Here is a 25,234-nt window from a genome sequence, read left to right as displayed (position 1 = left end):
TCTCGTGCGTCCCGTCTCGGCCTGAGCTAGATTCGGCCGTGCCGCCGGAGGTGGATGTGATTGAAGGTGCTCTGAAGGGGACCGCGAACCTGGACCCCCGCCCTACGCCGGAGGGAACCGCAAACGCGGAGTACCGGCTCACGGGGACATTGACTCATCCGATCTGCATCTCGGTCGACGCGGTCGCCGACAGCGCGCTGCGCGCGCGTCAAGCAGCCTCGGGCGCCACCGAGCTCCGCTGCGACGTGTGCGACGCGGCCATCGAGGGAGAGCCCGCCGGGCGCGGCCTCTACGTGTGGTCGCGCGGCGATGAGCTCCGGATCGAGGAGCCCGCCCTGTGCGGCGGCTGCGCCGTCGCCATCGGGATGACCGCGCTGTCCGCCTGGAACGTCGAGGAAGAAGAGGGCTGAGCCTGCTTCCGCGGCCCGCCGTCAGGCGCGGGCCGCGCCGCCGCCCGCCGGGCGGAACCCTGGACATCAGAACGCCTCGCCGATCGCCAGGTTCACGGCGACGGGCAGCACATCGAACAGCTTGCCCGGACGCCTCTCGTCGTCGGGCCAGCCATCTGCCTGGGTCTCATCGCAGACGCCGAGCACCTGCATGCACGGGACGCGGTAGCCGACATCGAAGCGCAGCGGGCCGACGGGCGTTGTGTAGCGCAGCCCGACGCCCGTCGAGAGGTGCAGGCGCTGCGCGTCCGGGCGGAACAGCCGGTGCTCCCGGGTGACGTCGCTCGCGTCGGCGAAGATCACGGTGCCGAAGCTCTTGCCGAGCGGTATCCGGAGCTCGAGGCTCGCCTCCCAGAGCAGCCTGCCCCCGATGGGGACCAGGGGGGCGTCCTCGGCGTTCGCGTTCTCATCGGCTGTCAGGCTCGGCACGCGGGCGTGCGGGCCGACCTCGTTGTACCCGTATCCGCGGTTGCTTGTCGCGCCGCCGCTGAAGAACCCGCGGAACTGCATCAGCTGCAGGTCGGCCCCCACCTCTCTCTGGCACGTGTTCCTGGCTTCGCCCCCGAGGGCGTCGCACGCGGCTGGATCCAGGGAGGCGTCGCCGTAGTCGCCCGTGAACAGCCACCCGGTCATCAGGCGGAAGCCGAGGATCCATCGCCTCGAGACGGGGAGGTAGGCGCGAAACTCGGGCTGGAAGCGGATGTCGCGCGCGGAGTGAAACCGCTTGTTGCTCTCGTCCTGCTCGCCCACCACGGCCTTCGCCAGCGCGGTGTCGAACCCGAGATAACCGGCCAGCTGCGTGTCCAGCGCGACGTAGTAGCCGTGATGGGGGGTGAGCCGGTCGGGCTTCCCCGCCCGGTTCAGACGGCGGTCATAGGACACGAGCGCCTGGAGGTAAGGAATGAAGAGGGTCCCGAAACCCGGGGGCAACGGTGCCGGGTTGTAGGTGAACGGACTGTTCAGCTGAACGTTGTAGAGGAGGGCCGCGTTCAGGTCCGATTTCAGGAAGGGCCGCTCGAGGCCGATGGAACCGACGTACTCGCGGTAGCCGACGATCGCGTGGTCCGAGGGCTCCTGAGGAGGATTTGAAGCACTTCCTGACTCCCCCTCGCCCGTGGCGGCTTTCTGGCCAGGCTTGGTGCAAAACTCACCGGTCTGCGGGCAATAGAGCTTGAACGAGCCGCGCAGCACCGCGGCCGTGCGCCGCTCGAACGCCCCCGGCTGGCGGAGCTCGGACCGCAGCTGGATCTCCGGCAGGAGGCGGAACGTGTCCCCGAGCTCCTTGCCGAACAGGTTCGCGAACTCCACCGGATAGAAGACCAGCCCCGGCCGGGCCTCGATGTTGAAGCGCCGCAAGCCGCCGAGGAAGTTGCGATCCTCCCACCCGGCGACGAGGTGCGCCTCGACGCGCGAGCCGACCTCGGCGCCGCCGCCGAGCTTCACGGCGCGCAGCGCGGCCGGCTCCACGGAGAACGTCACGGGGACGACCGGGTTCCTCGGCTGCCCGGGGGGCGCGAGCTCGGGCTTCACGGCAACGGCGCCGAACACGCCGAAGTCGGCCAGCGCCTGCTCCGCGTCCGCCAGAGCCGCGGTAGAGAAACGCTCGCCCTCCTCGATGCCGATCGCCGTCCTGACGGGCGCCTCCGGCAGCTCGCCGAGCCCCTCGAGCTTGACCTCGCCGAACGTGCTCTCGGGGCCGAGCTCGATCGTGTAGCGGACCCGCGCCTCGTTCTTCACGAGGTCGACGTCGACGTGCCCCTCGACGGTCGCGTAGGCAAAGCCGCGATCCGTGAGGACCCGGAGCAGCGTCTTCTTCAGCTCCTCGTACTCGTCCTCGTCCAGGCGCTCGCCGATCCGGAGCCGGCCCTTCGCCTCGGTCACCGGCCGGGCGACGTCCTTGCCCTTCTCCAGGGTCCAGTCCCGCCACTGGAGGTCCACCGACGCGATCTTCACCGGCTGTCCCTCGGAGACGACGATGCGCACCCGCACGCGCCCCTCCTTGCCGGGGCCGCCGGTGCGCTGCACCCGCGCCGCGCGGGCCCGCGCGTTGTAGAACCCGCGCGCCCGGTAGTACCGCTCGATGCGGGCCAGGTCCCGCTCGAGGACGAACCGATCGAAGCGCTCGTACTCGACCGTGAGCGCGTCCCAGATGCTCAGGATTGGCACGGGTTGGAGCACGCCGCCGAGCAGATGCGAGCTCTCGGCCGTCGCGATCCGCCCGGCGAGCTCGTCGCCGCTGATCACCTCGTCACCGTCGAAGGAGACCTCCTCGATGGCGCAGCCGCTGAGATCGGGACGCGTGCACGCCGGCGGCTGACGCGAAGCGGCACAGGCGGAAACCCCGAGCGCCGCGCACATCGTGAGCGCTGCGGCGACGAACCGAGCCAGCGGGACCTGAACACCTGAAAGAGAACTTTCGGTTGAGCCGGCGGCGATGCGATCGCCTCGGTGGGCGCGATGGCGAGGATTCAACGTTACGCCTGTATTTTCGATATGCTGCCGTCCGCTTCGGCCGCCGGAGTCCCGCTCCGAGTCTGAGTGGGCCTTCGGAGAGCGGCGCGAGCGAGGGAGAGCCTACGAGATGGCAGAGCCGACGCAAAAGGAACCTGGTGCCGCTGGGTACCCGGGATATGGATTGCCGAACGAACCTGGGGCTCACGGGGTGCCCGCGAGCGCAGGCGCGCCCTTCGGAGGTCCGCCCCCCGAGGAGCGGCGCGGCGCCCTGAAGGCGCTGGTGGCGCTCGGCGGCCTGGCCTATGCCGGCGCGATCGCCGTGCCGGCAGCGAGCTTCATCGCCGGTCCCGCCGCTGGCAACGCCGGCTCGGCGGGCGGGCGCGAGCGCTGGGTCCGGGTCGGGCGCCTCGCGGATCTGCCGCCGGACGAGCCGCGGCGCCTCAAGGTGATCGGCGAGGAGCGCGACGCCTTCACGGTCGCGAAGGACCAGATGCTCGGCGCGATCTGGATCATCCGGGAGGGCGAGAAGATCCGCGCGTTGAGCGCCACGTGCCCCCATCTCGGCTGCGGGATCGAGCTCCACGGCGACAAGAAGAGCTTCAACTGCCCGTGCCACTCGTCGCGCTTCGCCCTGTCGGGGGCGCCGGAGACGGGGCCGTCCCCGCGCCCGATGGATCCGCTCGCGACGCGCGTCGTGGACGGCTGGGTCGAGGTGGACTACCGGCGCTACCGTGACGGGACCGCCGCGCTCGAGGAGATCGCAGGATGAGCCTCGGCGATTGGCTGAACGAGCGCATCGGGTACCGCGAGCCGCTCCGTCGCCTGCTCGACGAGCCCATCCCCGGCGGCGCGCGCATCGGCTACGTCTGGGGAGGCGCGCTCGCGCTGCTGCTGCTCGTCGAGGCCGTCACGGGCGCGCTGCTCATGTCGGCCTACGCGCCGAGCGCGACCACGGCGTGGGCGAGCGTCGCGCACATCAACTTCACCCTGCGCGCCGGGTGGCTCATCCGGGGCCTCCACTACTTCGGAGCGCAGGCGCTCGTCATCCTGATCGCGGTCCACGTGGCGCAGATCGCGATCCACGGGGCGTACCGCGCCCCGCGCGAGGTCGGCTGGTTCCTGAAGCTCGGCCTGCTCGGGGTGATCCTCGGCTTCGCCTTCACGGGCAACCCGCTCCCGTGGGACCAGGACGGCTACTGGGGGACGCGCGTCGAGACGGGCATCATGGGCGCGGTCCCCGTCGTCGGGCCGCTCACGCAGGAGCTCGTCGTCGGCGGCAGCTCGCTCGGCCACATGACGCTGACGCGGCTCTACACCCTGCACGTCTTCGTGCTGCCGGCGGTCACGGCCCTGCTGCTCGCCGCGAGCTTCGCGCTGTTCCGCAAGCACGGCTTCGGCGCGCCCCACGGCGCCAACCTCACGAAGGCGGACCGGTTCTACCCGAAGCAGCTCGGCATGATCCTCCTGGCCGGCGCGGTCGTGCTCGTCGTCCTCTTCGATCTCGCGGCCATCGAGCACGGCGCCCCCCTCGAGGCGCCCGCGGACCCGGTCAGCGACTACAACGCCCGCCCGGCGTGGTACTTCCGCCCGCTCTTCGAGCTGCGCAAGTTCTTCCCCGGCTCGCTGGAGCTCATCGCGACGGTCGGCCTGCCGGGGGTGATCGGGCTGTACCTCGCCCTGCTCCCGTTCATCGACAGGAAGCCCGGCCCGCTCCGCGCGCGGCTGCCGGCGCTCGCGCCGCTGTTCCTGATCGGCCTCGGGGCCGTGGGCTTCCTGGCGAAGTCGTACGCGTCCGACGCGAAGGACGAGGGCTTCCAGCGCTCGCAGGCGCAGAACGCCCAGCGGACCGCGCGCGCGATGGCGCTGTTCAAGCAGGGCGTCCCGCCCGAAGGCGCGCTCGCGATGCTCCGCAACGATCCCGAGATCCGCGGCGAGGACCTCTACAAGAAGGAGTGCGCGAGCTGCCACCGGCTGAACGATCTCGGGCCGCCCAAGGACAAGCAGACGGCGCCGGACCTCACCGGGTTCGGGACGAAGGCCTGGGCGCTCGAGGTGCTGAGGGACCCCGACGCCGATCACCTCTTCGGCAAGACGGCGTTCAAGGAGATGATGCCGTCGATGGTCAAGCCGCCCGCGGATCCCGAGGCGGCGAAGATGTTCACGCCGATGAGCGCGGCCGACCAGGAGACGATCGCGGCGTTCCTGGAGGCGCAGGCGCGCGGGGAGCCGAGCGCCGGGACGCCGGGAGAGACGCTGGTCCGGCAGCGGTGCACGAGCTGCCACCGGCTCGACGGCAAGACCGACGACGAGGAGTCGGCCGCGCCCGAGCTCCGGGGCTGGGCCTCGGTCGCGTGGATCGAGGCGCAGATCACGAACCCCGGCAGCGGCAAGGCCTACCCGCCGGCGGCGATGTCCAAGGATCTGGAGGGCCACATGCCGGCGTTCGAGGAGAAGATCTCCGCGAACGACCGGAAGGTCCTCGCCGCCTGGGTTCACCGCCGCGGCCGCGGCGAGCCCGCGGCCGCCGCCAGCGCGCCCGAGACGAAGCCCTGAGCGATCCGCTCGCGGGCTAGCGCCGTCCCAGACCTCCCTCCCTACACGCTCTCTCGATGAACGCCGGCGCGGCGCTCGCCGGAGCGCGCCGATCCGTTCGGGTCAAGGCGCGCTCTGGCCGGTGATCGCGCGCGCTGCGGTGTCGCGGCGCGCCGGCACGCGCGGTGCTCTGCGTCCCGAGAGGGGGAGCCGGTGGCGGCATCGTGCACGGTCGCCTCCACACCTGCGTGCGCGCGGCGCTCGCCCCGGCGGCGGCGCGCGCGAGCCCAGAAAGAGCAGGATCCGTGGACCTGGATGCGGCTGTGAAGCATCACTTCCCGTGGATCGCGGGCACGCTGATCGCGTCCGCAGCCTATTTTCAGGCAGCGGCGGTCTCGCACCTGCTCGGGAGGACGATCATCCCGGACAGAGCCTCCAGGATGGCTTCCCTGCCGCAGGTCGAACGCCGCGCGCAGCGCGACGATCTCCACGCCACGAACGCCGACCCGATCCTGCAGCGCAACCCGTTCGACTCGACGACGGGGCCGCTCCTCCCGCCGCCGGGCGGCGCTCCCGAGGAGCGCACGCCCGAGGCGGGCGGCGATCCGTGGAGCGATCCGCTCTGCGATGCCGGACGCGTGGTGCTCATCGCGGCCTCGCAGGACGACGCGTGGTCGTTCGCGGCGATCGAGGGCCCCGACGGGCGGACGCAGCTCCGGCGGCTCGGCGGCGACGCGCCGGGCGGCACGCTCGCGCGCATCGCCTGGGACCGCGTCTGGATCGTCGCGGGCGGCGCGCGCTGCCAGCTGCAGCTCGGGAAGAGCGCGCGCGAGAAGGCGCCGGAACCGCCGCCGCCGCGGCCTCAGGCGAGGCCGGTCGGGAGCGAGGACGGCATGAGCTCGATCCCCCCGGAGATCGCCGCCCGCATCCGGCGGGTGAGCGCCACGGAGGTCCACGTCGACCGGGCGGCGGTCGACCAGATCCTCGAGCAGCAGGCGCTCCTCATGCGCTCCGCCCGGGTGATCCCGGAGAGGCAAGGGGGCCGGGTCGTCGGGCTGAAGCTCCGGATCAAGCGGGGCTCGCTGCTCGAGTCGCTCGGGCTGGAGAGCGGAGACTCGCTGAGGTCGATCAACGGCTTCGACATCACCGATCCGCAGAAGGCGCTGGAGGCCTACGCGCGGCTCCGGACCGCGGACCACCTGTCCGTCGCGATCGAGCGCGGCGGCCAGCTGATGACCGTCGACTTCAACATCCGCTGACGACCTTGGCCCGGCGCTCGCGGGGCTCAGCCGAAGGCGTCGACGGCCGCCTTGGCCGCCCGGCCCGCCAGCGACGGCGGCGCGACAGACTCCCACCACGCCCCCGCGTGCCGCTCGGTCCATTCGGCGTCCATGCGGAGCGCGGCGAGCCGCTCGGACAGCTCGCGCGCCGACTGCGGCCGCCTCGCCGGATCCTTCTCGAGGCAGTCGAGCACGAGGCGATCGAGCGCCGGCGGGATCGGGCGCGCCGCGCGCTTCGACGGCGCGACGGGCACCTCCGTCGCGTGGAGCAGCACCGTCTTCATCGCGGTCTCGGCCTCGAACACGAGGGCGCCCGTGAGCAGCCAGTAGGCGACGCACCCGAGCGCGTAGATGTCGGTCCGGCCGTCGACCGGGCGATCGCCGAGCACCACCTCCGGGGCCATGAAGGCAGGCGTCCCGGTGATCGCGTTGTCCGCGGTCAGCGTGGAGGGGGCCGCGTCCTTCCTGCGCTCGGCCACCAGCCCGAAGTCGAGCACCTTCATGAAATCGAGATCCGCGCCGTAGCGGCACAGGAAGAGGTTGGCGGGCTTGATGTCGCGGTGCACCAGGAAGGCCTTGTGCGCCTCGTGGAGCGAATGGCAGACCTGCCGGAGCAGGTGGACCACCCGCGCGGGCGGCTGCGGGCCGTCCAGCTTGACGAGGGTGTCGAGGTCCATGCCGTCGAGCAGCTCCATCACGTAGTAGAACGATCCGTCGTGGGCGACGCCGAAGTCGAAGATGTCGATCGTGTGCGGCGACCGGAGCGCTGCGGTCGCCTGCGCCTCGCGCTCGAACCGCGCCTTCGCGTTGCCGCTGCTCGCCGCCTCGCCCTGGAACGCCTCCGGGCGGATCAGCTTCACGGCCGCGGGGCGCGCGAGCATCCGGTGCTTCGCCCGCCACACCTCGCCCATACCGCCGCCGCCGAGCCGCTCGACGAGGCGGTAACTGCCGAGCTCCCGCGCCGCGTCGAGCTTGCGCCCCAGCCCGAAGACCACGCGCGACACGAACATGGAGAGCGCCAGCGCGATGACGCTCGGGAAGAAACGCCGGAACATCGCCTCGCGCGAGGGCACCTCCATGAAGTCCGACCGGACGAGCACCCAGAGGCACGCCGGCTCGGTGAGGATCGCCATCGTCGAGGTGAGCAGCGTGCGCACGCTCGGGGCCGGGACGATGATCGGGAACATCAGCACCCAGACGGCCACCGGTGACCAGCCCGGCAGCATCGGCCCCTCCGGCCACGGCTGCGCGCTGGTGACGACCGCGATCGAGGCGGCGCCCAGGATCTTGTAGGCGAACGAGAGATCGACGATCCACGACGGCGAGAGCAGCCGACGCCGCGCGGCGACGAAGAGCGCCGCCGAGAAGAGCATGAACGGCAGGTAGACCGCGAAGCGGATCGGGTGAGGGCCGAGCTCGAGGCCCGGGATGAGCTCGGACACGATGAAGCCGAAGGCGCCCACGAGGAGCGTGCACAGCGACATCCACGCGACGCGCCTCACCGCCTCCTGCTCGAGGTCCGGGGGGAGCCGCGGCGCCAGCCAGTCCCAGCGCGACCTCGCGCAGGTCCTGCTGGCGTCGGGGCCGAGAAATACGGTCTCGCTCATGGCGTCGCGCGCGGCGCACGGCCGCGTCCGCCTGCATTGGGGGAGCACGCAGGCGGCGGGATATGGAAGAGCAGAGCGGCGCCCTCGCCGCACGCTCCGCCGGCTCGCCCTCCCCGCCCGCGCGGCGGCGTTACTTGGAGAAGACCTGCGCGGCCGCGAGCCCGGCGCCCTTCGTCGCCCTGAGGATCACCTTGCCCGGTCCGCCGAGCGGCAGCGGGTTCTTCCAGCAGCCCGAGGCCTTGCCGCCGAGCGTCGCCGCGGCGCCGGTGGTGCTGTCTTGCGCGAGGACGACGGGCGGGAGCGCGGGCGCCGGCTGCGACACGAGCTGGATGTCGAGCTCCTGGACGCCGATGCCGATGCCGACGACCGTGTAGCACTTGCCGGCCGAGATGTTGATCTCCTGCTCGAGCGTCTGGCCCTCCTGGAACTGCCCCGCGAACGGCCCGCCGTCCGCCTTCATGCCCGGGGCCTCCGTCGTGCCCATCCCCTGCAGGATCGGCGTCGCGGCCACCGCGGCGACCGGCGGGATCGGCGTGGCGACGGAGCCCGCGGGCGCGACCGCAGTGGTCGTGGGCACCGCCGTCGCGGTCGTGGTCGGCATCGCCGAGGCGCACCACTGACCCGGCGGGCACGGGTTGCTCGGGTCGATCGTCGGCTCCGGGGTCGACGAGCACGCGAGCGCTCCGAGCGCTGCGAGGGAGAGCGGGAGTACCTGGAAGACACGCATCATGAGAATGCTCCTTCGATGGGCATGAGCTCGCCCGATCACAGAACGAGGTGCCGGCGCTTCTTACACCGGCTGCGGTTCGACGTGTGGGTCGAGCTCACGAAGCAGCGACCTCGACAGCGAACGGCGCCGCGCAGCGCTGCGCGTCCGCTGTCGCCGCGCCGCTTTGCGCCCCGCGCGTGGCGTGCTATCCGAGGTCGGGCCTGCGCGGTCTTGCAATTCCAAGTAGTTAACCTATACACGTGTTCTGCGTCACCTGCGTGGGACGGTAGTGCGCGCCCAGTGGTGGACCTCCGCAGCGTGCCTTGCCCTCCTGGCCTACTCTGGCCCGGGCGGCGTGCTCACGCCGCATCAGGCCCGTACCGCTGTGTCCTGAGCGCCCGGCGTCGTCGCGCGGATTAACGCGCATCCGTCGGAGCAGCCATGAGCCAGGATCAAAAGCCCCCGCCCGCCGAAGGCAGCGCCCTCTGGTACAAGGACGCGATCATCTACGAGGTCCACGTCCGCGCGTTCAGCGATTCGAACGCCGACGGCATCGGCGACTTCGAGGGGCTCGTCGACAAGCTCGACTACCTTCAAGACCTCGGCGTCACCGCGATCTGGCTCCTGCCTTTTTACCCCTCGCCGCTGCGCGACGGCGGATACGACATCGCGGACTACGCCAACATCAACCCGTCTTATGGGACCCGGCGCGATTTCGCCCGCCTCCTGCGCGAGGCGCACCGCCGCGACATCCGCGTCATCACCGAGCTCGTCCTGAACCACACATCGAACGAGCATGAGTGGTTCCAGCGGGCGCGGACCTCGCCCAAGGGCTCGCGCTGGCGCGACTTCTATGTGTGGAGCGACACGCCCCACCGCTACAAGGACGCCCGGATCATCTTCAAGGACTTCGAGACGTCGAACTGGGCCTGGGATCCGGTGGCCAACGCCTATTACTGGCACCGCTTCTACTCCCACCAGCCCGACCTCAACTTCGAGAACCCGGACGTGCACGCCGCCGTGTTCAAGGTGATCGATTTCTGGCTGGAGATGGGCGTCGACGGGCTGCGGCTCGACGCCGTGCCGTACCTCTACGAGCGCGAGGGGACGAACTGCGAGAACCTGCCGGAGACGCACGAGTTCCTGCGGAAGGTCCGGCGCCACATCGACGCGAACTTCGCCGATCGCATGCTCCTCGCCGAGGCCAACCAGTGGCCCGCCGACGCCGCGGCGTACTTCGGCGACGGCGACGAGTGCCACATGAACTTCCACTTCCCGCTGATGCCCAGGATGTTCATGGCGGTGGAGCTCGAGGACAGCTTCCCGATCGTCAACATCCTGAAGCAGACGCCCGTGGTCCACGAGACCTGCCAGTGGGCGACGTTCCTCCGGAACCACGACGAGCTGACGCTCGAGATGGTGACCGACGAGGACCGGGACTACATGTACCGCGTCTACGCGCAGGAGCACACGGCGCGGATCAACCTGGGCATCCGGCGGCGGCTCGCCCCGCTCATGAAGACGCGGCGCAGGATCGAGCTGATGAACGGGCTGCTCTTCTCGCTGCCGGGGACGCCCGTCCTCTATTACGGCGACGAGATCGGGATGGGCGACAACATCTATCTCGGCGACCGCGACGGCGTGCGCACACCGATGCAGTGGAGCGCGGATCGGAACGCCGGCTTCTCCCGGGCGAACCCGCAGAAGCTCTACCTGCCGATCATCATCGACCCCGAGTACCACTACGAGGCGATCAACGTCGAGGCGCAGCAGCAGAACCCCGCCTCGCTCCTCTGGTGGATGAAGCGGCTCATGACCCTGCGCAAGCAGCACAAGGTGCTTGGCCGCGGCACGATCGAGTTCCTGCACCCGGACAACAGCAAGGTGCTCGCGTTCATCCGCGCGCACGGGGACGAGCGGCTGCTCATCGTGGCGAACCTGTCGCGGTACGCGCAGCACGTCGAGCTCGATCTCGCGCGCTTCGAGGGCATGGTGCCTGTCGAGCTGTTCGGCAGGAGCCGCTTCCCGGAGATCACGGGCCGCGGCTACTCCCTCTCGCTCGGGCCGCATGACTTCTTCTGGTTCGCGCTGGAGCCCGCGACGCCGGTGGCCTCCGCGGGCGAGAGCCAGGCGGTGCCCGCGATCTCGACGAAGGGCTCGTGGCGGGCGCTCCTCTCCTCCGACGGGCGCAGGGCGCTCGAGCCTGCGCTCGGGAAGTTCATCGCGGCACGTCGCTGGTTCCGCGGCAAGGCGCGCACCCGGCGCGCCACGGCGCTCGCGGACGTCGTCCCGATCGTGCGCAACGAGCAGACGGCGGCGGAGCACTACCTCCTGCTGGTGCGCATCGAGTACACGGACGGCTCGCCGGAGACGTACGTCGTGCCGATCGGCTTCGCCACGGGCGATCAGGCGCGGGCGCTCGCGACGCGCACGCGCCACGCGGTGATCGCGGACGTCACGGTGCGCGATCCGGACCCGGAGAGCGCGGCGTCGCCCGAGGGCGTCCTGTACGACGCGCTGACCACCCCGGAGTTCGCCGCGCTGATCCTCACTGCGATCCGGGCGCGGGGCGTCGCGACGGGCGCCGCCGGCGAGCTCCATGCCCTGCCGCTCGGGACGACGCTCGATGCGCTCGGCGCGGAGGGAGAGCTCACGGCGCGCATCGCCGAGAGCGAGCAGAGCAACACGACCATCATTTACGGCGACAAGCTGCTCCTCAAGATCTTCCGGCAGGTCGAGGAGGGCATCAACCCGGAGCTCGAGATCGGCAGGTTCCTGACGGACCAGCAGTTCCCCGCGACGGCGCGGCTCGCCGGGGCGATCGAGTACCAGGGCCGCGGTCGCGAGACGACCACGGTGGCGATGCTGCAGGAGTTCGTGCAGAGCCAGAGCGACGCGTGGAAGACCACGCTCGAGTCGCTGAACCGCTTCTTCGAGCGGGTGCTCGCCGACGAGGAGTCGGTGAAGGGGAGCGCGCCGCCCATGCCGGCCGGCACGCTCATCGACGCGTCGCGCGCGACGCCTCCCCCCGTGGTGAACCAGCTGATGGGCACCGATCTCGTGCGGATGCGGCTGCTCGGCGAGCGCACCGCGCAGCTTCACCTCACGCTCGGGAAGGCGAGCAAGGATCCTGCGTTCGGGCAGCAGCCGTTCACGACGCTGCACCAGCAGTCGCTGTTCCAGTCGGCGCACGGCATGCTCTCGCGCACCTTCACCCTGATCCGGAAGCGCGAGCGCATGCTCCCCGAGAACGTGCGCGAGCCCGCGGCGGCGCTGCTCGCGCGCGAGGCCGAGATCAACGCGAAGCTCCAGCAGGTCCTGTCGCGGAAGTTCAACGTCACCCGCATCCGCTCGCACGGCGATTTCCACCTCGGCCAGGTGCTCTCGACGGGCGACGACTTCATCCTGATCGATTTCGAGGGCGAGCCGGCGAGGCCGCTCAGCGAGCGCCGCTACAAGCGGTGCCCGCTCCGGGACGTGTCGGGGATGCTGCGCTCGTTCAACTACGCCGGAGCCTCGGCGCTCCGGGACAGCCGCATCCGGCCGGAGGACGTCGCCGTGCTCAAGCCGTGGACCGACGCCTGGGTGGCCTGGGTCTCCGCGAGCTACCTCGCGGGCTACCTGGACACGATCGCGCGCGCGCAGGCCGCTTCGGAGGCGCGGACCGACGACTCGGCGCCGTTCGTGCCCGCGAGCGACGCCGACACGGTGCTCCTGCTCGACTTCTACATGCTCGAAAAGTGCATCTACGAGGTCGGCTACGAGCTCAACAATCGGCCCGACTGGCTGGACATCCCGCTGCGCGGGCTGGAGCAACTGATTACACCCAAGGTGTAATTCCACACCTGCCCTCTCCTCTTCCTCTCCGTTCAGCCGGTCAGAACGCATCGGGCGCGCCCTGCCGAGCGCGCGCCCGACGTACAGCGCCCGCGGCGACCTGCCGGAGGCGCGCGGTGCTGCTCGGTGCCCGAGCCCGCCCGCGTCGCGCCGCGAGGACGTATCCGGCGGCGCTCGCACCGGGGCTCGACAGGGGAAGGTGCTTTGGTGTGGAGCGATTGGCCCGCTCGACAGGCGAAGAGTCGAGTCGTGCGGCGGCTGTCTCTGCTAGGCTGCCAGCCTGCGCGGCCGACGGACAGCCCCAGGAGCGCGGTTGACCTGAACCTCGGGCCAGGAGGTCCTACCCAGTGAGCACGATGTCGCAACTCGGCTTGGGACTGCGCATTGCCGCCGCTCTTCTAATTTTCTCATCCAATGTTCACGCCGAGCCCGGAAATGACGCGGTGACCCGCTTGCGTGCGCAGGCGAACGCCGCGCAGGCGGAGGGTCGTTTCGCCGAGTCGCGGGAGCTCTGGGAGGCGATCTGGAAACTGGAGCGCTCGCAGGTCGCCGCCTGCAATATCGGGGCGCTCGCCTACCGGATCGGCGACGCGCCCGCCGCCGTGCGCTGGCTGTCGCTCTGCAAGGAGATCATGCGGCCGCCGAGCACGCCGGAGGAGCGCGACCTCTACGAATCGCGGATCTTCGACCTGGCGCGCGCGCGTCAGCTCGTCGGCGAGCTCCGCATCGTCCTCCCTGCCGGGGCTACCTGCACCATCGACGGCGAGCAGGTCTCGGTCGAGCGCGACAAGACGATTCCCGTCAACCCGGGGCGCCACGCCGTCGTGGCAACGCTGAACGGCGCCGCCGTCCGGGTCGACGTCGATGTTCGCCGCGGGGAGCTCCGCGACGTACGGCTCGATGTGACGGCTCCGGCGCTCAGGCCCACGCCGACGAGGGGCCCTGCGCTCGCGAGCTCGCCGCCGGCATCCGGGCTGCGGACCGGCCTCATCCTCGGGGGCGCCGCGGCCTCGACGCTCTTCCTGGCGCTCGGCGGCGGGCTGATGGTCGTGGCGCACGACGCGGAGATGAGCCGGAACGAGACCGCGCGCAGCGTCGGCGGCAACAACTGTCTTCGCCTCATCGCGCCGGAGTGCAAGCGGGCCGCCCGGTACGAGAACACCATGTTCACGGCGCGCGAGCTCGGCGCCGCCAGCTTCATCGCGGGCGGCGTGCTGGCCGCCGGCACGCTCGGGTTTGCGCTCTTCACGCACCCACGCGCCGAGATCACCGCGTCGGCCAGCGGCATGACGCTCAGCGGGGTGTGGTGATCCCCGTCCTCCGCTGAGCGCGCCGGCGCGCTGGACGAAGCGGGATGCGTCGTTATCCTCGAGCGCTGGTGAAGCGATGATCCGGCTGGAGCTGGCAGGTGCGCATACGCGGTTGCACTCGACCTTGTGCGGCGCTTGCCCGCAGGGGCCGACCGGCTGCTGCGCCAGCCCGCCGGGGGTCGAGTGGTCGGACATCGGGAGGATCGTGTCGCTCGGCGGCGCAGGCTGGCTGCTCGATCAGATGACCGCAGGCACCCTGCGCCCCGGCCGGCGCGGCCTGCTCATCCTGCGCGTCGAGCCCCAGGGCAGCGACGGCCACCCGCTGCCGAAGAGGTGCGCTTTCCACGGTGCCGAGGGCTGCACCATCCCGCCGCAGCGGCGCGCGGCGACGTGCAATTATTATGTCTGCGACGACGCCTTCGCGCACGGGGGCGAGCTTCGCGGGGCCCCTGAAGCGCTGGCCGGCCGCAGGGCCCATGACGCTCTCGTGGACCTCTACGGGAGCTGGGATCTCGAGCTCGCCGATCGCATCCGTGCAGGCTGGCCAGAGGGCCCTCCCTGGAACGAGGGTTTTCTCGCTTGGCTCGGTCGAGAAGTGGATCGTCTCGCTGCCAGGGCGGTCTCCTCCACGCGGGCGCTCGGGGCTGGATAGCCCACCGCGCGCTGGAGCGCCGGAGCAGGGCGGCCGGGCCACATCTTTCTATGATCGGCGCAATTTCGTCACCGGATGGGCGATCGATGCACGATTTTTATGACGGAGCTGCTTGGACGCTCGCCATGTTAGGACATACTCGTGCCCTCGATGGCTTGTCGCGTCCGGGGGGGCAACTGCCTGCCCGCTCGGGTCGCGCCGAGGAAAGGAGACTTATGTCACGGTGGTTGAAGCTCTCGTTGCTCGCGCTTGGCGCGAGCGCTCTCTTGACCGCGTGCGGGGATGACGGCGAATCGGCCGCTGGCACCAGCAGCACGTCGTCCACGACCGGCGCGGGTGGCGGCGACGCCTCGACGAGCACTTCCGCGTCGGGGAGCGGCGGCGACGGCGGGAGCGGCGGCGGCGACGGCGGGAGCGGCGGCGGCGACGGCGGGAGCGGCGGCGGCGACGGCGGGAGCGGCGGCGGCGCGTCCCTGCGGGCCGAGGCGGAGATCCAGGGGTTGAACTCGAGCGACCTGACCGGGACCGCGGTCTTCACGCAGACCGGAGAGGAGGTGACGCTCACCATCACGCTGTCAGGCTGCCCTGCCGGCGAGCACTCCGCTCACATCCACGAGAACAAGAGCTGCGGCAGCAACGGTGATGATGCGGGCGCCCACTGGGTGCCCAACGGCGAAGGACTCGGCAGCTTCATGTGCGACGCGAGCGGCCAGGGCACGCAGACGGTCAAGCGCGGGACCGACCTCTGGACCGTCGGCGACGACGCGGACACCGACGTGACGAAGTACGCGATCGTCGTGCACGCCGCGGCAGACCCGGCCGCCGGCGGCCGCATCGGCTGCGGCCTCATCGAGCAGGAGTAACCCTCCGCGGAGCTCGCCTGTCCGGGCCCTCCGGGGGGCGTATCGGCCCCCCGGCCGGCGCGCTCTCCCTGGGCTCGGGGCCGCTCGCGCCGTACGTAAACGAGACGAGCGCGGGACTCGGCCGCGGCCAGCTAGCGAGACTCGGAGTCTCTCCTGGGCATCACCGTGACCTCCTGACGCCGGAGGGAGACGGTGCGCTCGATGACGTCCGACGCAGAGAGCTGCAGAAAGATCGATTCGTCGAACCAGCCGGACCTGGACACCACGACGACCTGCATTCCCTGCGGCAGCTCGACGCTGAGCGGCGTCTTGCCGAGCATGCTCCCGTTCCAGCTCACGTTCGCGTCCGCGGGCTCGCTCCGGATCGTGACCTTGGCCTTCGCCACGTTCGGTTCGACCACCTGCTCGGCCCTCGAATCGACAAGAGGCCGGTCTGACGAGGCCGTCTCGACCGGCACCACCTGCCTCTCGAGGAGCAGCGCGACGGTGCCGGCGGTCAGCAACGCCGCCATGCCGAGCGCGGAGGCGAGATAGCCGCGCTGCCGCCAGGACGAGACGCGCCCCACCGTCGCGCCCAGGCTGTCGGGATCGACGGCCACAGGCTCGTGCTGGTAGTTCACGGGGCTGCTGTGATCGCTGAGGACGGGCAGCCCCGCCGCGGTCGCGGAGGGCCACATGGAGCGGTTCATCCCCATGACCATCGAGGCGCGCGGGAACTCGCCGAGCATCGAGGTGCGCTGGATGTCGCCCGTGACGTCCAGCGAGCTCAGGTACTCGAACTGCGTGGTGACCTGCTGGCGCACGAGCGCCCTGCTCTCCGCGAACATCTCGAGCACGTGCGCGCCGAGCTGCTCCGTCCGGATGTCCTCGCCAGAGGCCCGCAGGTAGCTCTCCAGCGCGTCGCCCATCTCCTGCGCGGTGGCGAATCGTCGCGCCGGGTCCCGCTGGAGCGCCCGCGCCACGATCTCTTCGAGCTCCGGGGCGATGTCCGGCACGACGGTGGAGAGCCGGGGGATGTCCCGCGAGAGCAGCTGGTGCATGACGGCGACATGATCGCCGTCGAACAGCCGCCGCATCGCCAGGAGCTCCCAGAGCACGATGCCGATCGCGAAGAGATCGGCCCGCCGGTCGACATCCGCGCTCGCCATCGCCTGCTCGGGCGCGGCGTACGCCATCTTGCCCTTGAACGTTCCATTCTCGGTGTGCGCCGCGTTCAGGGACGCCTTCGCAACGCCGAAATCAACGATCTTTACCGCGCCGTCGTACGTGACGAAGATGTTGTGCGGCGAGACGTCGCGGTGCACGACGCCGATCAGGTCGCCGTCGAAATCCGTGAGCTCATGCGCGTAATGCAGCCCGCGCAGCGCCTCGGCGATGACCCTGACCCACGCCGCGCGGGTGAAGCTCGCGGCGCCGGGACAGCCGCTGACCACCGCCCTCACGATGTCCTTGAGCGGCTGCCCCTCGAGGTACTCCATCACGATGAAGTACCCGCCGCTCTCGCCCCCGATCTCGTAGGTCTGAACGACGTTCGGGTGATTGAGCCGGGCCGAGAGCTTGGCCTCGTCCAGGAACATCAGGACGTAGCGCGGGTCCTCCGCCATCCCGACGCGGAGGCACTTCACAACAACAAGCTTGTTGAACGACCCAGGCCCGCGGGAGACGGCGAGGAACACATCCGCCATTCCACCGCGGCCTAATTTTGCAATCAGGCGGTATCGACCAAGCAAGCTGCTGCTCGCTTGCTGGTTCGTCGAGATGGTTTGGCCGCCTGCATTCACGACATCCCCCGCTATAAGAGCTTAATTACCCCGTTGACCGGAAGTTTGCAAAGACTTTTATGTTTTGGAAACACGCCGCGCACCTCCCGGACGCGTGCCGCGCCGCTCCATCGTCCGGCCGTCACACCGTGCCGTTCTTGCGCAGCGCTCCATCGCAGGCTGAGGGAAAACGCCGCCAAGCCAACGAATGTCATGATCCTAACGAACTGGCCCGAAGTGGGCCGGTTCGCATGTGACCGCGCACACAGAGCGCCCGCCCCACCTCCCAGTCGTCCGGCAACGGTGTCATGTACACCGGCAGGTCGTCGTTCGCCGCGAGCCCGGGGCTCAGCGAGACGTCGACGTCCGCCCTGCGCGGAGCTGCCCCCGCGCTGTCCTGGTCGCTCTTCGAGGAGCGTCTACCAGGGGTCCTGCGCCCAGAACCTGCGCACGACCTCGAGCGTGGCGTCGAGCTGCTCGAAGTGGGGTAGACCCCGCGTGGGCGCGACGCGAGCGACCTCCACACGCGTGTTCTGCTGCTGGAGATCGTCGAGACGATCGAAGCGCGAATACGGGTCCTGATCGTGGACGATCAAGGTGGGGACGGGCAGACGCGCATAAAGGCGCTGGAAGGCACCCTCCGTGAACAGGGCGCCGGAGATGAACGCGAGGGGGGCGCGGTGGGCGCCAGGCTCCTTCGAGGTGCGGATGGCGTAGTCGACAAGGCCGGGATCCGGGGCGCCGACGAAGCTCTTCTTCAGGAACCAGCGAATGCTCGGCGGCGACGCCAGAACGCGATAGAGCGCCTCCGCGACGGGGGGAACGTGCGAGACGGCCCGGAGGACGACGTTCGCGCCAGGCGCCTCGCGGCCGAGCCCCGTCGGGGAGATGAGCACGAGGCTGTGGACGAGGCTCATCTCCTCGCAGGCGACGGCGGCGACGAACTCCGAGGAGAGGGAGAGCGCGATGACGTCGGCGCCGCCCGGCTCGCGCACCACGTCCGTGAGGAAGCGGCGCACGGCGGCGCGGTAGAGCTCGCGATCGTAAGCGCGGTCGGATCGCTCCGAGAGGCCGAATCCCGGGAGATCGAGCGCATAGACAGGCCGCTTCCCGCGCAGCGCATCGAACAGGGGAGCCATCTCCTTGGACGAGGCGGCCGCGTCGACCCCGTGAACGAGCACGACAGGGCGCCCCGCTGCGCGCGTGTCCACGTAATAGGCGAGGCGCCCCGCGCTCCACGTGTCGACATGCCGGACCTCCGCGTCCAGCGCGCCGGCCAGGGGCGCGCGCTCCGTCCTGCGAAGCGCGCTCGGCACGAACCGATCGACGACCCCATCGAGGCTCATCGCACGCGCTCCCATCACGTCTCCTCCGGCGAGGGCATCCCCTCATCATCCGCGCGCTCGAGATCGGCGATGCTCGCGGTCCTCGGAGCCGGCCGCGCCTCGACGCCGCCAGCGTCGGCCCGTCCACCCTGGCCAGCGTCGCGGCGCTCGTCGCGCGCTTCGCGCTCTGCCTGATCCGAGACCTGCTGCGCAGCGCGCACCAGCCGCTCCAGGCGCTCCCCGTCCATGTGATGGCGAGCCCCGTCCGGACCGCCGTGCCGATCCTCGAAGCGGTGGTGCCCGGCATCTGCAGGGCCATGGGACACCGTGCGATCAGGTCGAAGTGTCATTCTCAGCTCCTTCCGCACGAGGTCGAAGCACGGACCGTGCCCCCGCGGACCGCAGCGCCAGGGAAGCTCGTGGCGCCGAAACCGGACCGAACAGGAGCAAAGACGCCTCGAATGTGACCTTTTGCCTCGGTCGACCCCCGTTCATGGCAGCAGATCAGGAGCCGCGTCACGAATGGACGCAACAGGGGCCCTCCGCGTTCGATCCGGAGGACGTGATCGTCAGTCGAGCTCGTTATTTCCGCTCCGCCGACGCGGAGCGCCTCCAGATCCTGGAAGATCGGGTGCGCGCAGGCGGGGGCGACCGGGCCGCGCCGGCGCTGGAGGCCGAGGGAGCGCTGCCCGGCCGCGATCCCGGGCTCGGGAGCTCAGCCCGCGACGTCGAGCTTCCGGCCGGTCGGCTTGTTGATGTCGGCGAAGAAATCGTTGCCCTTGTCGTCGACCACGGTGAAGGCGGGGAAATCCTCGACCTCGATCTTCCAGACCGCCTCCATGCCGAGCTCGGGGTACTCGAGCACCTCAACCTTCTTGATGCAGTCCTTGGCGAGGCGCGCGGCCGGGCCGCCGATCGAGCCCAGGTAGAAGCCGCCGTGCTTCTTGCACGCCGCGGTGACCGCGGGCGAGCGGTTGCCCTTGGCGAGCATGACGTAGCTGCCGCCGCTCGCCTGGAAGAGATCGACGTACGCGTCCATCCGGCCGGCCGTGGTGGGCCCGAACGAGCCGGAGGCATAGCCCGCCGGCGTCTTCGCGGGCCCCGCGTAGTAGACCATGAACTCCTGCATGTAGCTCGGCATGCCGTCGCCGCGATCGAGGCGCTCCTTGATCTTGGCGTGCGCGATGTCGCGCGCGACGATCATCGGCCCGGTCAGCGAGAGCCGCGTCCGGATCGGGTACTTCGAGAGCTCGGCGCGGATCTCGCGCATGGGGCGGCGGAGATCGAGCTTCACGACCTCGCCCCCCAGATCCGCGTCCGTGGTCTCGGGCAGGTACTTCGCGGGATCGGCCTCGAGCTGCTCGAGGAAGATGCCCTCGCGCGTGATCTTGCCGAGGGCCTGCCGGTCCGCGGAGCACGAGACGGCGATGCCCACCGGGCACGACGCGCCGTGCCGCGGCAGGCGGATGACCCGCACGTCATGACAGAAGTACTTGCCCCCGAACTGGGCGCCGATCCCCGTCCGCTGCGCGAGCTCGAGGACCTTCTGCTCGAGGTCGCGATCGCGGAAGCCGCGCCCGCGCGCGTTGCCCTCGGCCGGGAGCGTGTCGAGGTAGCGCGCCGAGGCGAGCTTCGCGACCTTGAGCGTGTGCTCGGCCGAGGTGCCGCCGACGACGATGGCGAGGTGGTACGGCGGGCACGCCGCCGTGCCGAGCGCGCGGATCTTGGCCTCGACGAAGGAGAGCAGGCTCTCGGGGTTCAGGAGCGCCTTGGTCTCCTGGTAAAGATAGCTCTTGTTCGCGGAGCCGCCGCCCTTCGCCATGAACAGGAGCTTGTAGGCGTCGCCGTCCGTCGCGAAGATCTCGATCTGCGCAGGGAGGTTGTCGTTCGTGTTGACCTCCTTGTACATGTCGAGCGGCGCGAGCTGCGAATAGCGGAGGTTCTGCGCGCGGTAGGTCTCGAAGACGCCGCGCGCGATCGCCGCCTCGTCGCCGCCGCCCGTGAAGACGAGCTGGCCCTTCTTGCCCATGATGATGGCCGTGCCGGTGTCCTGGCACGACGGAAGCACGCCCCCCGCGGCGATGCTCGCGTTCTTGAGGAGCTCGAGGGCGACGAAGCGATCGTTCGACGAGGCCTCGGGATCGCCGAGGATCCGCGCGAGCTGCGCGAGGTGACCGGGCCGGAGGAGGTGGGCGATGTCGCGCATGGCCTCGCGCGCGAGCAGCGTGAGCCCCTCCGGCTCGACCTTGAGGAAGGTCGAGCCGGCGGCCTCGAAGGTGGAGACATGGTCGCGGCTGACGAGGCGGTAAGGCGCCTCGTCGTGGCCGAGGGGCAGCATGTCCTGGTACTGAAAATCGGTCATCGTTCGGGTCTCCGGGGGCAGGGAGGCTGCGGGTCTCCCCTCTTTGCATCGCTCCGGCCCCGGGCTCAACACCCGCCCAGCGCCGGCCGTCACGCGGGCAGCTCGCGCTCGACGCCGTCGAGGAGCGCTGCGATCGACCGCAGGAGCGGCTCCCGGGCGCTCCGCACGAAGAAGTGCCCGCCGGGGAACATCTCGACCCGGAAGGGCCCGCGCGTGTGCTCGCGCCAGGCCTCGAGCTCCGCGCGGCCCGCGCGCTCGTCCTCGAGGCCCCCGAAGGCGGAGATCGGGCAATCGAGCGGGGCCTCGGGGACGAACGGCTCGACCTCGTTGACCGCCACATCCGCGCGCAGGGTGGGCAGGAAGAGCGCCAGGAGCTCCGGCTCGCGCAGCACCTCGTCGGGCGTGCCGCCCATTCGGCGGAGCCACGCCAAGAACTCGTGATCGGGCAGGCCGTGGAGCGGCGCCGGGCCGAGCTGGTGGGGCGCGCGCCGGCCCGACAGGAGGAGATGGCGCGGCAAGGGAGCGCCCCGCCGGCGCAGCTCGCGCGCGAGCTCGAAGCTCACCAGCGCGCCGAGGCTGTGGCCGTAGAAGGCGAACGGCTTCGTGAGCCAGCGCTCGAGCGCGGTCGCGAGGGCCTGGACGAGCGGGGTGAGGCGCTCGAAGGGCGGCTCGCTCAGGCGCGCCTCCCGGCCGGGGAGCTTGATCGCGCAGAGCTCCGTGTGCGCCGGGAGCCCGCGCCACCAGGCGCCGTAGATCGACGAGCCGCCGCCGGCATAGGGGAAGCAGAAGAGGCGAAGGCGGGCAGCGGGGTTCGGCCGAGGGCTGCCCACCCAAGGATCGGAGATCGAGCTCGCGGTCATCGTGCGGCGCTCAGCGTAGCTCGACGCCGCCGCGCTCGCCTCCTACCATTTGCTGCCGAGGGCGACACGGATGGTGGCGACCTTCCCCTGGTCCAGGCCGAAGCCGAGGTCGTCGTCCAGCGCGACAAGCGCGCCGACGCGGGTGAACGAGCCCTTCACGAGCGGCTCCCAGCCGATGAACGGCTCCGCCGCCAGCTGGGCGGAGTTGCTCGACGAGAGGGGGAAGGCAGCCTGGAGACGCATGCCGATGCCGAAGTTGCCGAACGGGCGGAACTCGATCTCGTTGCCTTGCTCGATCACGGTCTTCGTGAAGTCCCCTTCCCGCGTCGGCATGAAGATCTGGGCCGCGACGTCGTGGGTGAGGAACAGGACCTTGCCGAAGTGGATCTCGGTCCCGACGCGCGCCCGGAGGGCCCAGTGCCCGAGCAGCACGCGCTGCGCGTCGAAGTAGGCCCGCGCGGGGAAATTCGCCACCGCCGCGGCCTCGAGGCCCGCGCCCGGGTGCGGGTGGAGCGGGACCGTCACGCTCATGCCGCCGAAGAGCGCGAGGTTCTTCAGCGCGTTGCCGGCGTAGTGCAGGCCGAACGTGGGATTGCCGAGGAAGAAATGGCTGTAGTCTGCGGTGCTCCAGAATCGCTTGCCGAACAGGTCCGTGGAGTGGGGGCCCGAGACGTCGCCGTAAGCGAACGGCATCTCCGCGTCGAGGTGGAGCCCCGCGAAGAGCTTGTACTGCATGACGGCGGTGATGGCGACGCCGAGCCGATCGGACGCCGGGAGCGTGACCTCATCCGACCCCGGGCGCGCCTCGACGATCGGCTCCTGGTACGACGAGCTGAGGACGTCGATCTCGAATCCGAACCGGCCTCCCTGGGTCTTCGCCCAGCGCTCCTTCGTCTTGTCCGTGATGGGCTGCCGCGGCGTCGCCTCCTGCGCCAGCGCAGGCGCGGCCAGGGAGAGCATGAGGAACAGGGTGCCAAGAGACGCTTTGGTCGTGCTCACCTGGTGTCTCCCATCTCGTTCTCGCCTCACGGGCTCTGCGGGCGATTGACCACCTTGTCGCACTGTGCCGCCGCGTCGCACGGGCGAGGCCCCATGACCGCGGCGCTCGCCCGGATCAATGCAGCCCGAGGGGGCTGGATGCAAGCTTTTTGACCGACGCGACCCTGCGACGCCCTGCGTCGAGCGGCCGCGCCGGCCGCTCGTTCGAGGCGGGGCAGCGCAACGTCGCGACCGGCCCGGCGCGCGCTCAGCGCTGGTCGCGCGCCGGGCCGGACCGGCGCTCCAGCCGCGCGGCGAGGTCGCGGCGCTCCTGCGACTCCGCGCCTCCCCGGGCGCGCAGCGCGAGCGCGAGGACGCGCGGGAGATCGAGCGCCTCGCCGCGCGCGCGCATCTCGGAATAGGAGCGCTCGTAATCGCGGGGCACCCGCAGCGACCAGTTGTGATCGCCTATCGTCCCGGGAGCATTGTAGATCTCCTTCACCCCGAGCAGATCGGAGAAGAAGACCATCACGTTCGACGCCTGGCTCGCGAAGAGGTCGGCGAACTTGGCCTGCGCGAGCGCGCGCGGGTCGGACGCGAGCGCGCGCGCCATCGCGCCCTCCTCGGCCGGCGAGGGCGCCAGCCGGGCGGCGAGGTACGCCGCCTGCCGCTCGAGCGCGGAGGCGCGCGCCCACGTGTCGACGAGCCGCCAGAGCGGCGGCGTGTCGTGGGTCCCCACCATGATCCAGTCGGAGGGCGCGGCGTTCTCGCTGCGATAGACGTCCTTCGGGTTGTCGAGATCCGCCTTCTGCGTGACCCGGAAGCGCCCGAGCCCGTGCCGCTCGAGGACGGCCCTGAGCGGGTACGGGAGCGTGCTCAGGACCTCGCACACGACGTCGGTGATGGCGCGCCCGTGGGCCTCCGCGCAGCGCGCGATGGTGTCGAAGATGGCGCTGTAGCGCCCGACCTGCTCCGGTGTCAGCGAGGAGACCCAGTCGTCCGCGTACCGGGGCACGGCGCGGTTCAGCTGCGCAGGAGAGACGATCGCGTAGCGGGCGAGCAGCGGATGGTCCGGCAGGTCGGGCGACGAGAAGAGCCGCGCCCCACCCTGGACCGCGCGGAGCGGATCGGGGGCGCCGGCGGCGTACACCCACGGGCAGACGAGGCCGTGCGGGTGATCGAGGCGCACGCCGTCGAACTCGTCGAACATCTTGTCCATCCGCGCCCGCACGAGCGCGAGCGCGCCGGAGGAGCCGTCCGTGTACTGCGCCGGATCCAGGACAGGGTAGTTCCACACCTGGCCCTCCGGGTTGGTCCGGCTCGGCGGCGCCCCCATCAGATAGCCCTTCAGGAAGACCGATTGATAGGCCCAGGCATCCTGAGGCGAATAGCCAATCTGCAGATCTCCATAGAGCTTGAGCCCGAGCTCGGCCGTCACCGCCCGGAGCGCCGCGTGCTGCTCGTGCGCGAGGAGCTGGCAGAAGGCGTAGAGGTCGAGCTCGTCGCGGTACCGGTCGAGGAGCTCCCTCCTGCGCTCCGCGCAGGCGACCGCCTCGCCCGGGCCGGGCGCCCAGAGGCGGCGGTCCAGCTCCGGCGCGCCGGACCAGCCGTGAAACCAGTCGCTCCGATGCTCGTCGCAGAGGGGGCCGTAAAGCCCATCCCGCTCGAGCCACGCCGCGTTCCGCTTCCTGAACGCGTCGAGCCGAGCGGCGAGGGCCCCGAGCTCGCCGCGCCTCCGCCGGTCGACGAACGACGCGTACGCCTCGCGCAGCGCGGCGCGCTGCGCGCGGTGGGCATAGCCGTGCAGCGCGCGCCCCTCGCTGCCGCCGGGCTTCCCGGCCACGATCTTCCTCACCGACTCGGGGCGGAGGAGCGCGCCCCAGGGGCCGTCCTCCGCCAGCCGGGCGAGCGCGATCGACAGCGTGCTCCGCGAGAAGATGGCGCCGTCGTACGGAGACGCGTTGTCGGCCGAGGTCTCCCCCTGGGGCCCGAGCTGGACGCCGTTGAACCCGAGATCGCGCGCAAACCGGAGGAACCGGCGCCCCCCGTCGGTGTACGGGGACCCGCGCCCGGTGTCCTCGGCGTCGTCCGACGGAAAGCTCGGATCGTGGATCGCGAGCACGAGATTGCGGATGCCCAGGAGCTGCAATGCGGCCCTGACGAGCCCCCGCTCGTCCTCGCCCCCGCGCGCCTGGGCCTCTGCCGCGTCGCCCCTGTCGTCGCCGACGTCCTTCATCGCGGTAGGTATAGCGATGA

The 25,234-nt window shown here is 70.7% G+C and carries 18 protein-coding genes; 8 read left to right on the top strand and 10 right to left on the bottom strand.

Annotated features, from left to right (window positions below):
- Nucleotides 1-56: 56 nt before the first annotated feature.
- Complete coding sequence (locus tag WMF28_RS02330; protein ID WP_437600389.1) at nt 57-410, top strand: hypothetical protein; 354 nt, start codon at nt 57-59, stop codon at nt 408-410.
- A gap of 66 nt (nt 411-476) precedes the next feature.
- Here the strand turns inward: WMF28_RS02330 and WMF28_RS02325 are convergent, their stop codons facing one another.
- A complete protein-coding gene (locus WMF28_RS02325) occupies nt 477-2,807 on the bottom strand; it encodes a BamA/OMP85 family outer membrane protein (RefSeq protein WP_437600388.1) in 2,331 nt (776 codons plus the stop codon).
- Between the two features lie 304 nt (nt 2,808-3,111).
- Between WMF28_RS02325 and WMF28_RS02320 the strand changes: the two genes are divergently transcribed.
- The 3 genes from WMF28_RS02320 (at nt 3,112) to gspC (ending at nt 6,694) form a co-directional block, all read left to right on the top strand.
- Nucleotides 3,112-3,672 (top strand): ubiquinol-cytochrome c reductase iron-sulfur subunit, encoded by a 561-nt coding sequence (locus WMF28_RS02320; RefSeq protein ID WP_437600387.1) that lies wholly within the window; start codon nt 3,112-3,114, stop codon nt 3,670-3,672.
- A complete protein-coding gene (locus WMF28_RS02315; protein ID WP_437600386.1) occupies nt 3,669-5,456 on the top strand; it encodes a cytochrome b N-terminal domain-containing protein in 1,788 nt (595 codons plus the stop codon). The genes WMF28_RS02320 and WMF28_RS02315 overlap by 4 nt, the downstream gene beginning before the upstream one ends.
- Before the next feature lie 302 nt (nt 5,457-5,758).
- The gene (gene gspC / locus WMF28_RS02310) at nt 5,759-6,694 is read left to right on the top strand and encodes a type II secretion system protein GspC (protein WP_437600385.1); all 936 of its coding nucleotides are present in this window, start codon (nt 5,759-5,761) and stop codon (nt 6,692-6,694) included.
- A 26-nt stretch (nt 6,695-6,720) separates the two neighbouring features.
- On the opposite strand, the gene WMF28_RS02305 is transcribed toward gspC, so the two are convergent.
- Together WMF28_RS02305 and WMF28_RS02300 are read right to left on the bottom strand one after the other, a co-directional pair.
- Nucleotides 6,721-8,322 carry a serine/threonine-protein kinase gene (locus WMF28_RS02305; RefSeq protein ID WP_437600384.1) on the bottom strand — a complete coding sequence of 534 codons (1,602 nt, stop codon included), beginning with the start codon at nt 8,320-8,322 and terminating at the stop codon, nt 6,721-6,723.
- A 130-nt stretch (nt 8,323-8,452) separates the two neighbouring features.
- Entirely contained in the window at nt 8,453-9,052 is a 600-nt protein-coding gene (locus tag WMF28_RS02300) for a hypothetical protein (RefSeq protein WP_437600383.1), read from the bottom strand.
- Nucleotides 9,053-9,472: 420 nt separating this feature from the next.
- Between WMF28_RS02300 and treS the strand changes: the two genes are divergently transcribed.
- The 4 genes from treS (at nt 9,473) to WMF28_RS02280 (ending at nt 15,693) form a co-directional block, all read left to right on the top strand.
- The gene (gene treS, locus WMF28_RS02295; protein WP_437600382.1) at nt 9,473-12,868 is read left to right on the top strand and encodes a maltose alpha-D-glucosyltransferase; all 3,396 of its coding nucleotides are present in this window, start codon (nt 9,473-9,475) and stop codon (nt 12,866-12,868) included.
- A gap of 356 nt (nt 12,869-13,224) precedes the next feature.
- On the top strand, nt 13,225-14,178 hold the full coding sequence (locus WMF28_RS02290; RefSeq protein WP_437600381.1) for a hypothetical protein: 954 nt from the start codon (nt 13,225-13,227) through the stop codon (nt 14,176-14,178).
- Between the two features lie 112 nt (nt 14,179-14,290).
- Entirely contained in the window at nt 14,291-14,830 is a 540-nt protein-coding gene (locus WMF28_RS02285; RefSeq protein WP_437600380.1) for a hypothetical protein, read from the top strand.
- A 215-nt stretch (nt 14,831-15,045) separates the two neighbouring features.
- Nucleotides 15,046-15,693, top strand: coding sequence for a superoxide dismutase family protein (locus tag WMF28_RS02280; protein WP_437600378.1), 648 nt, complete (start codon nt 15,046-15,048; stop codon nt 15,691-15,693).
- 131 nt (nt 15,694-15,824) lie between these two features.
- On the opposite strand, the gene WMF28_RS02275 is transcribed toward WMF28_RS02280, so the two are convergent.
- From WMF28_RS02275 to WMF28_RS02245, 7 genes are all read right to left on the bottom strand, one after another.
- On the bottom strand, nt 15,825-17,474 hold the full coding sequence (locus WMF28_RS02275; protein WP_437600377.1) for a protein kinase domain-containing protein: 1,650 nt from the start codon (nt 17,472-17,474) through the stop codon (nt 15,825-15,827).
- A 398-nt stretch (nt 17,475-17,872) separates the two neighbouring features.
- Nucleotides 17,873-18,814 (bottom strand): alpha/beta fold hydrolase, encoded by a 942-nt coding sequence (locus WMF28_RS02270; protein ID WP_437600376.1) that lies wholly within the window; start codon nt 18,812-18,814, stop codon nt 17,873-17,875.
- Nucleotides 18,814-19,128: a hypothetical protein gene (locus WMF28_RS02265; protein ID WP_437600375.1), complete on the bottom strand. Its 315-nt coding sequence runs from the start codon at nt 19,126-19,128 to the stop codon at nt 18,814-18,816. The genes WMF28_RS02270 and WMF28_RS02265 overlap by 1 nt, the downstream gene beginning before the upstream one ends.
- A 365-nt stretch (nt 19,129-19,493) precedes the next feature.
- Nucleotides 19,494-21,140: a fumarate hydratase gene (locus WMF28_RS02260; protein ID WP_437600374.1), complete on the bottom strand. Its 1,647-nt coding sequence runs from the start codon at nt 21,138-21,140 to the stop codon at nt 19,494-19,496.
- 89 nt (nt 21,141-21,229) lie between these two features.
- A complete protein-coding gene (locus WMF28_RS02255; RefSeq protein ID WP_437600373.1) occupies nt 21,230-22,000 on the bottom strand; it encodes a thioesterase II family protein in 771 nt (256 codons plus the stop codon).
- Between the two features lie 42 nt (nt 22,001-22,042).
- Entirely contained in the window at nt 22,043-22,999 is a 957-nt protein-coding gene (locus tag WMF28_RS02250) for a hypothetical protein (RefSeq protein WP_437600371.1), read from the bottom strand.
- Between the two features lie 247 nt (nt 23,000-23,246).
- Nucleotides 23,247-25,214: a 4-alpha-glucanotransferase gene (locus WMF28_RS02245; protein ID WP_437600370.1), complete on the bottom strand. Its 1,968-nt coding sequence runs from the start codon at nt 25,212-25,214 to the stop codon at nt 23,247-23,249.
- Nucleotides 25,215-25,234 lie beyond the last annotated feature (20 nt).

This window comes from Sorangium sp. So ce590, assembly GCF_051521365.1.
Classification (GTDB): Bacteria; Myxococcota_A; Polyangia; order Polyangiales; family Polyangiaceae; genus Sorangium.
This window is presented reverse-complemented; position numbering and strand designations above follow the sequence as displayed.